Annotated in this window: 10 protein-coding genes; 5 read left to right on the top strand and 5 right to left on the bottom strand. The window is 56.6% G+C overall.

The features are described 5' to 3' along the window. Positions 1-91: 91 nt before the first annotated feature. Complete coding sequence (locus DYU11_RS29045; protein WP_119671252.1) at positions 92-1525, bottom strand: M14 family zinc carboxypeptidase; 1434 nt, start codon at positions 1523-1525, stop codon at positions 92-94. Positions 1526-1611: 86 nt separating this feature from the next. Then, a complete protein-coding gene (gene crcB / locus DYU11_RS29040; protein ID WP_119671251.1) occupies positions 1612-2001 on the bottom strand; it encodes a fluoride efflux transporter CrcB in 390 nt (129 codons plus the stop codon). Positions 2002-2116: 115 nt separating this feature from the next. Between crcB and DYU11_RS29035 the strand changes: the two genes are divergently transcribed. After that, entirely contained in the window at positions 2117-3457 is a 1341-nt protein-coding gene (locus DYU11_RS29035) for an APC family permease (protein WP_119671299.1), read from the top strand. Here the strand turns inward: DYU11_RS29035 and DYU11_RS29030 are convergent. The 3 genes from DYU11_RS29030 to msrB form a co-directional block, all read right to left on the bottom strand. Beyond that, positions 3442-4713, bottom strand: a complete 1272-nt coding sequence (locus tag DYU11_RS29030; protein ID WP_119671250.1) for a D-alanyl-D-alanine carboxypeptidase/D-alanyl-D-alanine-endopeptidase — start codon at positions 4711-4713, stop codon at positions 3442-3444. The genes DYU11_RS29035 and DYU11_RS29030 overlap by 16 nt on opposite strands. Positions 4714-4791: 78 nt before the next feature. Beyond that, on the bottom strand, positions 4792-7419 hold the full coding sequence (locus DYU11_RS29025; RefSeq protein ID WP_119671249.1) for a T9SS type A sorting domain-containing protein: 2628 nt from the start codon (positions 7417-7419) through the stop codon (positions 4792-4794). A 114-nt stretch (positions 7420-7533) separates the two neighbouring features. Then, positions 7534-7941: a peptide-methionine (R)-S-oxide reductase MsrB gene (gene msrB, locus DYU11_RS29020; RefSeq protein WP_119671248.1), complete on the bottom strand. Its 408-nt coding sequence runs from the start codon at positions 7939-7941 to the stop codon at positions 7534-7536. 94 nt (positions 7942-8035) lie between these two features. Here msrB and DYU11_RS29015 point away from each other — a divergent pair, with 94 nt between their 5' ends. From DYU11_RS29015 to DYU11_RS29000, 4 genes are all read left to right on the top strand, one after another. Further along, entirely contained in the window at positions 8036-9946 is a 1911-nt protein-coding gene (locus tag DYU11_RS29015) for a RecQ family ATP-dependent DNA helicase (RefSeq protein ID WP_119671298.1), read from the top strand. A gap of 185 nt (positions 9947-10131) precedes the next feature. Further along, positions 10132-10995 carry an SDR family oxidoreductase gene (locus tag DYU11_RS29010; protein ID WP_119671247.1) on the top strand — a complete coding sequence of 288 codons (864 nt, stop codon included), beginning with the start codon at positions 10132-10134 and terminating at the stop codon, positions 10993-10995. A 78-nt stretch (positions 10996-11073) separates the two neighbouring features. Next, a complete protein-coding gene (locus DYU11_RS29005; protein ID WP_119671246.1) occupies positions 11074-11673 on the top strand; it encodes a gluconate 2-dehydrogenase subunit 3 family protein in 600 nt (199 codons plus the stop codon). A 47-nt stretch (positions 11674-11720) separates the two neighbouring features. After that, positions 11721-13289: a GMC family oxidoreductase gene (locus DYU11_RS29000; protein ID WP_119671245.1), complete on the top strand. Its 1569-nt coding sequence runs from the start codon at positions 11721-11723 to the stop codon at positions 13287-13289. Positions 13290-13394: the final 105 nt, after the last annotated feature.

Below are 13394 nucleotides of genomic sequence, written 5' to 3'. Positions count from 1 at the left end.
ATTGTGAGTTTATAAAATACGCAGAATTTTAACAAAACGAAGCAACCGAAATTGATAACTTTATTGGCTATACGTAAGTAACGGCCATTGATTATTCGGCAATTCCATTTGACAAGAAATTGACATTTATCGTTCTGTTTTCATAGAAGCCATTGATAAATACAAAAGCGGGCTGCGAATTTACCAGCAATTGAAATGATGGCGACTGACCAACTAGTAAAGGATCGGCCGGTAATTTTTCGGTAACAAGCAGATGAACAGGCTGTTTGGGAGCCACGTCCGGGTTACTCTGCTTTACCCGAAAGGCGGCAATTCCCTGCTTTCGTAAGTCGTCAATAGCAAGCCGATTCAGGTCATCGGCCGATTCGAGCTGTTCGGAATACACCCCGAGAGGAGCTAGTATAAGACCGGTTGCATCAATCTCTTCCAACCCCGTAAACGTGGATAAATCGCCGATGTCCTCAATAACACTACGGTAATAAAATCCCGGCGTTGCCTCATACTGTACCGAGTCGGTCGTAATTTCATAGCGGTTGATACCCAGATCGAGCACCACCGGCTTTCCGTTCTGCATAACCGTCGCGTTGCGAATCAGAACATCGAACAGCAAGCGCCCATTTTCGGGAATAACCTGATATTCGGCGGTATCCTCCTGCTGATACGATCCATTGGCAAGGGCAAGCAGGGCCGTCAGAATGGCCACGAAATTGAGTTGGCGAATAGCCATTTTTTCAGGATCGCCTTTGTAGCCGCCCGATTCGATCAGAACGAGGGTTGTTCCCCATTTCTGGATGTTATCGCCAAACGCCCGCGGTTCAAACTCATCGTCGAACCGGCCGATCTGACCCGGAATAAACGACTGCAACACCCTGTTCATGCCGACAATCAGCTGCATAGAACGACGCCGAACCTCGTTTATCGATCGCTCTTCGTCATAGGCCGTTGCCAGAAACGACATAACTGCCTGCCGACCCGTTTTCCCAACGCTGTAGCGCGGATTCTGATCGTGTAGGTTAAACCCTACGAGTGGCTGAAGTTCCTGTTGTAATTTTTTTAAGAGAGCCCCTTCGGGTGTCTGAAGCCGGAGGGCATCGCGGTTCATATCGATGTCGGTAGCCGTCCGGCGCTGGAACCGCTCGGCACCGTCTGGATTCAGCATCGGCACAAAATACAGCGTGGTGTTCTGAAGAATCGTCTGCCGGATGTCATCGAAGCCATCGCCGGCGGCCCGCAGGAAATTAAAGATGTCGAACAGCGCCATAGTAGCCGTAGCTTCGTCGCCGTGCATCTGCGACCAGAGCAACACCCGCGCGGGACCGGTTCCGGCCGTAACCTGGTAGATCGCCCGGTTTTCGAAAGACTCACCAACCTTACTGATGTCAAAAGGAGAGTGCTGCCGTAGCGCATTCAGTAACGGAACGATGTCACTGTGCCTGAAGCGCCGGTGCGTCAGTGCTTTCTCCCGGTACGTACTGTGCGAATCAAATAAACGCCGGGCAATCTCCTCGGCTGATGAATACTCCATAAAGTTTTAGTGTCCCGAATCGGGCAGATTTACGCAGCTTGCTTCGACAAGTCTTCAGCCGGTAAGCTACCCTGGGTAATGCTTAGTCAAAATTTTTGGCCGAGCCAGAAGCCACCCGCTGAGGCCAGCAGGCACAGTACTACGTTCAGGCTTATGTTCAGACACGCAGCGCCCAACCGGCCATTTTGCAGCAGCGCGAGCGTATCGTAACTGAAGCTGGAAAACGTACTCAGCCCTCCGCAAAAGCCAACCCCAATTAACAGCCGCATTTCCTCTCCGGCCGACCGCATCAGTAGCCACCCGGCCACGCAGCCAAGTACCAGACTGGCTACTACGTTGACCATCAGAATGGCCAGTGGAAACGGCGAGCCGGCCAGCGTTGCCGGGACGAATCGGCTCGTAAGGAACCGGAGCAAACTGCCAATGCCTCCGCCCATAAAAACGAGGGTGTAAGGATGGCTCAGCAACGTTTTCATGAGGGTCAAACTTACGAAAAAACCCGCAGGTGACTCCAAAACCGCTCCTTTGCAACCAATTTTCGCTATCATTGTAATCATCCTCCCTCTACAGGTGGGGCTGGCCCACCGGATCATGGCTCAGAACAACACCCAACTTCGCAAGCTTCTTGGCGTCGGCTTCGGCATAGCGGTAACCATCGGTGGCACCATCGGTACAGGGATTCTGCGCAAACCTGGCCCAATTGCCCAGGACATCGGCGACCCAACGCTCATCATTGGCGTCTGGTTGCTGGTTGGCATCTACGCACTGATCGGCTCCCTATCGGTAATTGAACTCGGCACCATGCTGCCCAAAGCCGGTGCTTGGTACGTCTACGCCCGGCGGGCCTTCGGCGACTATGCCGGGTTTGTAATCGGCATCTGCAGCTGGCTCGGCAGTGTGTCGGCCATGGCGTTTGGCGCGTCGGTCATGAGCGAATACATTGCGCTGCTGCTACCTGCCACAGCCGGCAATGAAAAAGCCGTAGCGATTGGTATTCTGCTGGCGTTTGTTGCGTTTCACTGGCTGGGGGTTCGGTCGGCGAGCCGGGCGCAGGAGATTATGAGCGTACTGAAAGCGGTGGGGTTGCTGGCCTTTGTCATCGCCTGTTTTGCCTTTTCCCCCGGCTCTTCGGCGGCTGCTTCTTCCGACACGGTTCGGCCCCTGGCGGAGGGTGGCGTCTGGCTGGGCGTTCTGGCGGCCCTGCAATCCGTTTTTTACACCTACGATGGGTGGCACACGGCCGCCTATTTTACGGAAGAAGACGTCGATCCCAGCCGGAATCTACCCCGCTCCATGATTAGTGGGGTGCTGCTGATCATTGGCATCTACGTACTTGTTAATCTGGCGCTGCTGTATGTGCTGCCGATGGATACGCTGGCTGGCTCAAAGCTGGCGGCTGCCGATGCGGTTCAACTGTTGTTTGGCCCTGGCAGCGCTCAGGTCGTTACGTTCCTGCTGATGATTTCCATTATGGGGATCATCAACGCGCAGATCATGTTCAATCCGCGGGTAATTTTTGCAATGGCCCGGGATGGTCTGTTCTTCCGGTTTGTCACACCAGTAAACGCCGGCGGTACACCCGCCATTGCCGTTCTGCTGACGGCCTTAGCTTCAATTGCCCTCATCCTGACCAATACGTACAGCAAGCTATCCGACATCGCTACGTTTTTCTTCGTGCTCTGCTATGCGTCGGGTTTTGCATCGCTGATCCGATTACGCCAGACCGAGCCGGGTTTACCCCGACCCGTACGGGCCTGGGGCTATCCATTCTCCACCTGGACACTCCTGATTGCATCGCTGGCGTTCCTGCTGGGGGTTGTCATCGGCGATCTGAACAGTAGCATCTACGCCATCGGCTTCATTCTGATTAGTTACCCGCTGTACCGGCTGCTCCGGCGGAGCGTCGGGGTGGTTGGTCAGAGCCGGTCGTGAAGTTGCTGCAGCAGTTCGGCCGTGCGTCGGCGCATATCGGCCACCGGCTGCGTGAAGTTGTTGTGCATGATGCTGAAGAATAACAGCTTTCCACGTCGGGTGAGCAGATAGCCGCTCAGGTTATAAACACCACTCATAGACCCCGACTTCGCAAAAACGTAGGGCTTTTCGGCGGTTAGCATTCCTCGCAGGGTACCGGATTGGCCGGCTGCCGGCAATAGGGCAAACAACCGCTGCTGCGGCACTTTTTCGTAGATACGTCCCAGCAGATCAATCAGTACGTTCGGCGTAAACAGGTTGTAGCGCGACAGGCCCGAGCCATCTGCCCACCGGGCCGACGTTGCCGGATAACGCAGTACGCTGTCGGCCATGTAGCGAAGCACCGCGGAGGATGACAACTGGTTCCGTTGCCGTTCGGCCGAAGCCATGAGCAAAATCTGTTCGGCAAACTGGTTATCGCTAACCTGCAGCATGCGTTTATACAGCGAATCGGCAGATGCGCTCCGCAGCAACCGGGCGTCGGCCGGAACAGGCCGATTAACCAGACCGACGGGCCGGTGCAGCGTATCGGCCAGCAACTGAGCCGCCAGCACGGGCGACCAGCGAAACGGCACATTCTGCCGCCCGGTTCGTAGCGTTGTCGGCACCTTGAACCGGTTTGTGAATTCATCCCGCCGACTGCTTCCGTCTTTCGCGGTAGCGCTCACGCTGTCGGCAAACAGCTTCGGAACAACCCGGCGACCAGCCGGGGAGGTTGTAAACCGAACTACGTTGCCATACAACGGCAAAGGAGCCAGTTCGGCGGAATAATCATCGTTGTAATCATCCCAGGCCCAGCCGGAGCCAAAGCGTTGACCGGTATAATTTGCGGGCGAATAGAACAGGCGTTCGGTACGGCCGCGCAGAAACGCCAGCGCCGTTGTGTCGGTCAGGTCAGGATGTAGCAGCAACGGATTACCCGCCCCCCAGAAAATCAGCGAATCCTGCCGAACGACGTAGCGCAGGGTAGGCAGCGTATCGGGCAGCAGCAGCAGCCCGGCGTAAAAGCTGAACAATTTGGTGTTGGAAGCCGGCGTAAAGGCTTTGTCGGCATTGTGCTGAATCAGCTTTTTTTTCGAGGCTGGATCGTAGAGAGCAACGCCGGTAAAATGATCGGTGTAGGTGGGTTTGGTGCGCAGATCGCGGCTGATCCGACCAACCGGCGAACAGCCTGTTATGAGGCATACAGCAGCCAGCACCTGTAAAACGATTCTCATGCAAAAGCGGGAAATTGGCAGACGTTCGCAAACGTACTGACAACTTCCCGCTTTTAAGCATTCCAGCGTGTGGTTCCGCTATTTGGTTACGATAATCTTTTTCGTCAGTTGGGTTTCGCCTACCTGCAGCTTAACAAAATACAAGCCGGTCGGCAACTGCGTCAGGTCGAGCTGTTCGCTGATTTTTGAGCCGCTCACCTTCAGTGTTTGCTGCCGAACGGTCTGGCCGGTGGTACCCGTAACCGTCAGGCCCGCTTCGGCAAACGACTTGGTCAACTGCGCTTCTACCCGAAGCAGCCCGTTGCTCACCGGATTCGGATACACAGCAAACGAGCCCACATTGACCGGCTCTACACCCAGCACCGGGGGCGGGGGCGGCACCTGAATCTGTACGTTATCGATAGCCCAGCCCCAGCCGTGCGCCAGCTGGTCGGCAAACAGCCGGAAACGGATGAGCACCTGATCATTCGGCCGGAAGTTGCCGTTGCTGGTCAGCGAGATTCCATCCCGGCGCTTATACAGACTTGGTGTACCCGGCGTTGTCGAGTTGCGTTCGTTCGCGTTTGCGCCATTGACCAGATTCCGGTTGTAGGCGTTGATCCAGTCGGTCTGGTCGTTTGAGTCATAACCGGTCGTGATGGGCAGCCACGTACGGCCGTTATCTTTCGACCCTTCAACGATGACATAGTCATAAAAATCATCGTCGCCGTACTGGCTACCGGGTTCGCCCGGCTCCACCAGTACGATTTCATCAAACCGCATAACGGCACTATCCGGGTTGGCTTTGATGCGGATAGGGGTTCGCAGTACCATCTCGTAATTGCTTCGGTACTCAAAATCGGCGCCGTTGCGATACGGATGCTCCGAGTGAATAGCCGGATCGGCAAACCCGGTAGGCGTAGCAATGCTAAACCCAGCCCCTACAAACTCATTGGCCGTAGCCTGATCCTGGAAGGTGGTCGAGTAACTATCCCGTGTCGGCAACGCGGAGGACACGCGCACTTCATACGTACCGGTGCGGGGACTGATGGTCTGGTTTCTGGCCCGCGACGAATCCCGCGCCACGATCCGGTACGTAATCACATCGCCGTCTTTCAGTGTATTGGCGGCAAACGGAATTTTTGCGCTGTACAAACTGTCATACCGAACATCGTTCAGGGTGGTTGTGCGACGTAGCGGAACCGCCGGCCGGATCTGGCCATTGACCGAGTATTCTACATACACCGTATCGATCGACTGACGGTCGTCGGATACGTCGGCCAGTACCTGTAAACTGTCATTTACGGCCGGATTGAAGATGAAATTCCGCGTGGGGCCGGCCAGAATGGTAGGCGGTATGTTGTCGGGGCCTACCCGTACTACGTTCAGCAGCTGGAAACCTGCGGGAGCCTTACCGGGGTTGGTATACGCCCGGCCCGTCACATCCTGAATCTGGAAATAGTACCACACCTCACCCCTGGCCTGGGCAGCCGGCAGCGTGTACGCATACGTATCAGTCGTACCGGCAACCAGCGTTGGCGTTACACTCGTATAGGTCGTGTCGGCACCCGATGGGGCGCTTTTCCGGTAGAACAGCCGGACGGTGTTTGCCTGAACGGCCGTATCACTCACAATCCGGACCGTAAAGCGCAGATCGGCAATATCCTCAACGTCCAACAACGGTTCATGCAGTACGGAGGTAGTGCGCCACTCCATATCCCGGAAGATGTTCAGCACCAGCGGGCCGGGCGAGTGAATAGCCTCCGCCTGCCCGATCTGGGGGGACATCAGTGAGTTAGGGTTACCGGCCGGATACGTCGTTTCATCAACGTGGTAGATACTGGAGCCCCGGTCGTAGCGCGTAGGAGTGTAAATCTTGATGCGTTGCCCACTCCGCTGTTGCAGAAGCGGACCATTCAGAAACAGGTTCTCCCCGGTCAACTGCTGATACAGTTCGAGCGAACCATCCGGAAAACGGCCGGTTTCAGCTACAATGCGCTGCCCCTGGTTGTTTTCGATAAAGTGATCGTAAATCGACGGAAAGCCAACCAGGTATTCGCCCCGGTTGTTCGACGCGTTGAAGAAGCCGGTCATTCCCAGCCCGTGACCAATTTCATGCAGCACCACCGTAACGAGGTCGGTCTGGCCCTGGGGCGTTTTGCCGTCGAGCCCGTAATACCAGTTATTGTTCCGGTTAAAACTGGCTACGATGTCGGGGTCATTAGGGTTGTTCAGCGGTCGCCGGGCGATTTTTTCGGCCAGAGCAATGGGATAAATACCCCGCCCTTTCTGCGTACCATCGGAACCCAGCCGCACCTCAGCCGGGCTGGCTGAACCCAGCACGCCCTCGCTCTGGGTGGTCCAGTTGGCCTGAATCCGGATAGGAACGGGTGAGGCCAGCAGGTTCGACCAGATATCGACGGCATACTGAAACGCTGTACGGGCTTCGGGCGAGAAGTTGGAGTACGTAACGCTGAAGCTGGCCGTAGCCGAGGTCCGGGCACGGGGATTCTGGCGATTTTTCAGGAACGTTTCGGGGGGCAGAATCTGCGTAAATACATCCCGGTCCAGTTTGTAGCAAATACTTTGGGGAGCAGGGAGTGTCCGGGTCTTCAGGACATACTGCTCATAGGCCGAGCGGTGGGCCGGGGCCTTCTGAGCCAGCGCTGTACCGGCCAGCGCCAGGCCGGCAACGACGAAGCGTACCAGCAACTTCCGATAGTACATGTAGATGTAAACTTAGGGTCAATAAATAGACTGTTTAATTAGGGTAGTCGGTTGCGGCTGAACATCGAGGCTCAACCGCAACAGCTACTGACTTACCATTAACGACAGTTTCGCTTATTCCGTATCCGCAGTCCGTTTCAACACCAATGATACCGAGTTGAGGCAATACCGCATGCCCGTGGGCGGAGGGCCGTCGTCAAAGACATGACCAAGATGAGCATCACAAACGTTGCATAGCACCTCAACCCGGATCATGCCGTAACTGAAATCTTTTTCCAGCCGGATGCGCTCGTCCTCGATGGGAGCAGTGAAACTTGGCCAGCCCGTTCCTGAATCGAATTTGGTTGTTGACTCAAACAACTCGGTGTCGCAGCAGACGCAGGCGTAGATGCCCGGGTCTTTTGCTTCGCAGTATTCGCCCGAAAACGGCCGCTCGGTTCCTTTCCCGCGGGCAACCCGATACTGCTCCGGCGTTAGAATCCGGCGCCACTCGTCGTCGGATTTGATAACCTTCTGAATCATAATGACTGATCAGCCAATGGCTGGGATGTACGTATAAATGTACAACGATAATTGGTCTGAATTGTCTGATCTCGGTTGTATTTTCGCGGTTGGTATGACTGTCCGACAGATTTTACAGCAGTTTTGGGGGTACTCGTCGTTCCGGCCCATGCAGGAAGACGTAGTGAACGCGGTGCTGACCCGGCAGGATGCGCTGGTGCTCATGCCCACCGGTGGGGGTAAGTCCATCTGCTTTCAGGTGCCGGCTCTGGCGATGAAAGGCGTCTGCATTGTGGTGACGCCCCTGATTGCTCTGATGAAAGACCAGGTGGAGCAGCTGCGTCGACGGGGCATTCCGGCCGCAGCCATCTACTCCGGTATGCACTACCGCGAAATCGATTCGATTCTCGATAACTGCATCTACGGCAATACCAAGTTTCTGTACGTATCGCCCGAACGGCTTCGCACCGAACTGGTCATCGAACGGGCCAAACAGATGACGATCTGCCTGCTGGCCGTCGACGAAGCACACTGCATCTCGGCCTGGGGCTACGACTTCCGCCCGCCGTACCTCCAGATTGCCGAGTTTCGGGAGCTAATTCCGGAAACGCCCGTTATCGCCCTGACGGCCTCGGCAACGCCCGAAGTCCAGACTGATATTATGGCAAAACTCGCCCTTCGCGAACCGGCCGTTTTCCGGCAGACCTTCGCCCGGCCAAATCTGTCGTATTCGGTTATTCAGGAAGAAAACAAGGAAAACCGACTGCTGAGGGTGCTAACCAATGTGCCCGGCTGCGCGGTCGTGTACGTGCGCAGTCGGCGGCAGACCCAGCAGGTAGCCAGTTGGCTGACCCGGCACGGCATCTCAGCCGATTTTTACCACGCCGGTCTGACCACCCAGCAACGTGGCGACAAGCAGGATGCCTGGATTCATGACCGCACGCGGGTGATGGTGGCGACCAACGCCTTTGGGATGGGGATCGATAAACCCGACGTTCGCGTGGTGGTGCACCTCGACGTACCCGACACGCTCGAAGCCTACTACCAGGAAGCCGGTCGGGCTGGTCGCGATGGGCAGAAGGCCTACGCCGTCCTGCTGTATAACCAGGGCGACCTGTCGGGACTGCAGTATAAAACCGAGCAGCTGTATCCACCCGTTGACCTGCTGCGCCGGGTGTATCAGGCCTTGGCCAACTACACGGCCGTACCGGTTGGCGGGGGCGAGTTCAACAGCTACGACTTCGACCTGCAAACGTTTACGACTACCTTCAAGCTGCCGCCCCAGGAAACCCACTACGCCCTGAAGCAACTGCAACTGGAAGGATTCATCGAACTGAGCGAAACGTACTTCCATCCCTCGCGGCTGATCATGACGCTGGATAACCGGGAGCTCTACGAGTTTCAGGTCATGAACCCCCGCTTCGACCCGTTTCTCAAGCTGGTGCTGCGGATGTACGGGGGCGAACTGTTCACCGACTTTGTTACCATTTCGGAATCGGCGCTGGCGCGGGCCTTCCTGGTCGACCAGAAGGAAATCGTTACGTTGCTGGAGCAGTTGCACCAGCGCAACGTAGTCGTGTATGAGAAACAGAAGGATAAACCACAGCTTGTGTTTCTGACGCCCCGCTTCGACGCCCCCCAACTGCCGGTCAACGTAGCTGAACTGAACGAGCGCAAACAGCGGGCGCTTCGTAAAGTCCAGGCCGCCGTTACGTACGTCGAACACCCGACACAGTGCCGCACCCGGCTGCTACAGGCGTATTTCGGCGAAAAGCCAGACGAACCCTGTGGTATCTGCGATAATTGCCTGAAGCAGAAAAAAAAGGCAGGGTCAGCGCTCGGCGAGGTTCGGGAGCAGATTCGGCAGTACGTTGCCCTGGCCAATGGCCCCGGTGTATCGCCCCGCCAGCTTTCCTACCACTTCGCCCAGACCGACGCCGATACCCTGGCGCAAACCATTCGGCTGATGCTGGCCGAAGAAGAGATCCGGTACAACAAAGCCGGGAATCTGACCCTGAACGGGTAAGCCGTCTGACACGGGTCGGGTGAATGCTGCGGTTACGTTCTCCAGCCTGCCGGAATCTTCACTCGCTTTACACCACATTATGATTCGGTGAGGTCAGCAACAAAACAGCTGAACAACGGTTTAGGTATCTATGACAACAGCCGGTTGATCACTGGCTTCGTCAATTTCATTCACTCAACGACCTCATGCAGCAAGAGTTTCGCCCCACGGCCGAGGAAATGACCGGCCAGCAGCTTCCGTATCCGGCTCGTCAATCGGACATGGACCCCGCCCCCGACAGTGATCTGTCGAACTACAAACCCGCCGGCAAATTAACTGACAAGGTAGCGATCATCACAGGAGCCGACTCCGGGATTGGCCGGGCGGTGGCTATTGCGTTTGCCATGGAAGGTGCCGACGTAGCCATCGTATACAACGAAAACACCGACGATGCCAAGTACACTAAACGACTGGTAGAGTCGAAAGGACGCCGGTGCCTGGTTATTCAGGCCGACGTGCGGCAGAAAGCCGAGTGCGAAAGGGTCGTGCAGGAAACGGTTGCCGAATATAGCAAGCTCAACATTCTGGTAAACAATGCGGCCTTCCAGATGGCGCAGCAAAAACTGGAAGATATTACTGAAGAACAGCTTCGGCGCACGTTCGAAACCAACATTTTCGGGTACTTCTTCATGGCGCAGGCCGCCTTGCCGCACCTGCACGAAGACGACGTTATCGTCAACACGGGGAGTATTGTCGGGATTGTCGGCAACCCCATTCTCGTCGATTACACTGCTACTAAAGGGGCTATTCATGCCTTCACCAAATCACTGGCCATACAACTGGGCGAACGGAAAATCCGGGTCAACTGCGTTGCGCCGGGGCCGGTCTGGACACCCAACATTCCGGCTACGATGCCCAAAGACGAAGTAAAACAGTTTGGTCATGAGGTAGCGCTGGCTCGCCCGGGACAGCCTGAAGAACTGGCACCGGCCTACGTATTGCTGGCATCGAGCGACGGTAGTTTTATGACAGGCAGCATTATTGAAGTAACAGGCGGCAAACTCGGTTAGCCGTCAGGGTCCCCGGTCTGCACGGAACGTCTGACCGGGGACCCTGACGGCTAACCCCGAACCGTAACTCTACACGCCATGCCGTATCACTATCCCGAAGGCACCGTCCGGGCCTTACTCAACACCGATCACGTTACGTTTGCAACTCGAACCGCGCTGGAAACCCGGCTGGCTTTGGAGGCTGCTTATGAGCCCCGGTTTTTCTCGGCCCCGGAATACGCCCTGCTGAAAGCCGTTTGTGACCGGCTCATTCCGCAAACCGGTTCGGAGGCTCACTACATCGACATTGCCCGTGGCATTGACGAGCGGTTAGCCCGCAATGAAAGCAACGGCTGGCGATATGATGCCATGCCCCCCGATCAGGACGCTTACCGGTTAGGTCTGGCGGCTCTGGAAGCCTCCGCACAAAGCCGGCACCAGCAATCGTTCCTGCACTTGGCTGAGGACCAGCAGGATGCTCTGCTTACACTGATTCAACAAGCCGAGGTGGACGGCGAGCCATGGGATCACCTGCCCGCCGACCGTTTTTTTGAAGAGCTCCTCGCGGAAGCCGTTGAGAACTATTACAGTCATCCGCTCGCTCAGGAAACGATTGGCTACGTCGGGATGGCCGACACCCCGGCCTGGCAACGCATTGGTTTAAACGAACTGGACGATCGGGAACCGCGCCCGCTATAACAAATCAATATACGGCCGGGGGATTTCCCGGCTGGTAATTACCTACCATGCAACAGTACGCTACATCAGAAACCGTTGATGCCGTCGTGATCGGAACTGGCGCAGGCGGAGCCCCTTTACTGGCCAGACTGGCGGCTGCGGGCCTGAAAGTCGTCGCCCTCGAAGCCGGCAAACACTGGCAACCAGCCGCTGATTTTCCGACCGACGAACGGGCGCAAAGCAAACTATTCTGGAACGACGAGCGGCTGAGCGCGGGCGAAGATCCGCTGCCGTTCGGCAACAACAACTCGGGTACAGGCGTCGGTGGCTCTACGCTACATTATACCGCCTATACGCCCCGCGCTCAGCCCGACGACCTGCGCCTGCGGTCGGATTTCGGAGTAGGTGAAGACTGGCCCTTCGATTTTGACGAGATTGAGCCGTATTACGACGAGATTGAGCGATTCCTGGGCGTATCCGGACCGGCCAGCTACCCGTGGGGGCCCGCCCGCAAACGACAGTATCCACTCGGTCCGTTGCCTGTGAATGGAGCCGGGCAGTTGATGGAGCGCGGTTGCCGGACGCTTGGCATTCGAACCTCACCGGCCGCCAATGCGGCTTTGTCGGCCCATTACTTTCAGGAAGGGGTTGGCTGGCGGTCGGCCTGTACAAACCGGGGCTTCTGCCAGGCGGGTTGTAGTGTCGGCGCAAAGGCCAGTATGGACGTAACCTACATCCCGCTAGCCGTTCATCATGGTGCCGAAATTCGGCCGGAGAGCTTTGTTACCCAGTTGATAAAAGGGGCGTCGGGCCGGATTGACGAAGTGATCTACGTCCGTAACGGTCAGGAAGAGCGCCAGCGCTGCCGTTACGTGTTTCTCTGCGCCGGAACCATCGAAACGCCACGGCTGCTGCTTATCAACGGCCTGGCCAATTCGAGCGGACAGGTCGGCCGGAACGTGATGGCGCATACGGCCCTTCAAATCTGGGGGGAATTTGACGAAGACGTACGGCCGTACAAAGGCATTCCCGGTGCGTTGATTTCGGAGGACACGCACCGGCCATCGGACCAGCTCGCCGGGCCGGTCGACTTTGCGGGTGGGTACCTGCTGCAGTCCATCGGTGTGATGCCCGTAACGTATCTGTCGCAGATGGCCCGCGCCCGTGGCCTGTGGGGCGAAGCGCTCAAACAGTCCGCCACGGCTTACAACCATATAGCCGGGATTAACATTCTGGGCGATTGCCTGCCGTATGGTCATAATTACCTGGAGCTTTCTGATGAAAAGGATGTGCGGGGACTACCCAAGCCCCGGATTTACTTCTCAAACGGCGATAATGAAGAACGAATGACCTCGCACGCCAATCAGGTTATGCGTCGTATCTGGGACGCAGCCGGGGCCAGGAACGTCTGGGCGTTTCCGCGCAATGCCCACGTAATCGGTACGTGCCGGATGGGCAATGACCCGAACCGGGCGGTTGTGAATGCCGAGGGGCAGTCGTACGACATTCCTAACGTATACATCAGTGACAATTCAACGTTTCCCAGCGCTCTGAGCGTTAATCCGGCCCTGACCATCATGGCCTTATCGCTCCGGACAGCCGACCGGTTTCTGAACCGGCTGAATCGCCTGGATTGATTTTATACCGGCCGGCAGCACATCGCTGGTACCCTGCTTCCTCTTCTGTTAAATAAATCGACACGGTCGGCGGAGACATTCTGCGCCGGGTTCCGTGTGTTACTA

Origin of the sequence: Fibrisoma montanum (genome assembly GCF_003583365.1) — a bacterium.
Lineage (GTDB): Bacteria > Bacteroidota > Bacteroidia > Cytophagales > Spirosomataceae > Fibrisoma > Fibrisoma montanum.
This window is presented reverse-complemented; position numbering and strand designations above follow the sequence as displayed.

Bases quoted from the DNA above. Each gene is read 5' to 3' on its own strand.
- DYU11_RS29035 (WP_119671299.1), top strand. From the start codon at position 2,117: ATGGCTCAGAACAACACCCAACTTCGCAAGCTTCTTGGCGTCGGCTTC.
- DYU11_RS29015 (WP_119671298.1), top strand. From the start codon at position 8,036: ATGACTGTCCGACAGATTTTACAGCAGTTTTGGGGGTACTCGTCGTTC.
- DYU11_RS29030 (WP_119671250.1), bottom strand. From the start codon at position 4,713: ATGAGAATCGTTTTACAGGTGCTGGCTGCTGTATGCCTCATAACAGGC.
- DYU11_RS29000 (WP_119671245.1), top strand. From the start codon at position 11,721: ATGCAACAGTACGCTACATCAGAAACCGTTGATGCCGTCGTGATCGGA.
- DYU11_RS29010 (WP_119671247.1), top strand. From the start codon at position 10,132: ATGCAGCAAGAGTTTCGCCCCACGGCCGAGGAAATGACCGGCCAGCAG.
- DYU11_RS29025 (WP_119671249.1), bottom strand. From the start codon at position 7,419: ATGTACTATCGGAAGTTGCTGGTACGCTTCGTCGTTGCCGGCCTGGCG.
- crcB (WP_119671251.1), bottom strand. From the start codon at position 2,001: ATGAAAACGTTGCTGAGCCATCCTTACACCCTCGTTTTTATGGGCGGA.
- DYU11_RS29005 (WP_119671246.1), top strand. From the start codon at position 11,074: ATGCCGTATCACTATCCCGAAGGCACCGTCCGGGCCTTACTCAACACC.
- DYU11_RS29045 (WP_119671252.1), bottom strand. From the start codon at position 1,525: ATGGAGTATTCATCAGCCGAGGAGATTGCCCGGCGTTTATTTGATTCG.
- msrB (WP_119671248.1), bottom strand. From the start codon at position 7,941: ATGATTCAGAAGGTTATCAAATCCGACGACGAGTGGCGCCGGATTCTA.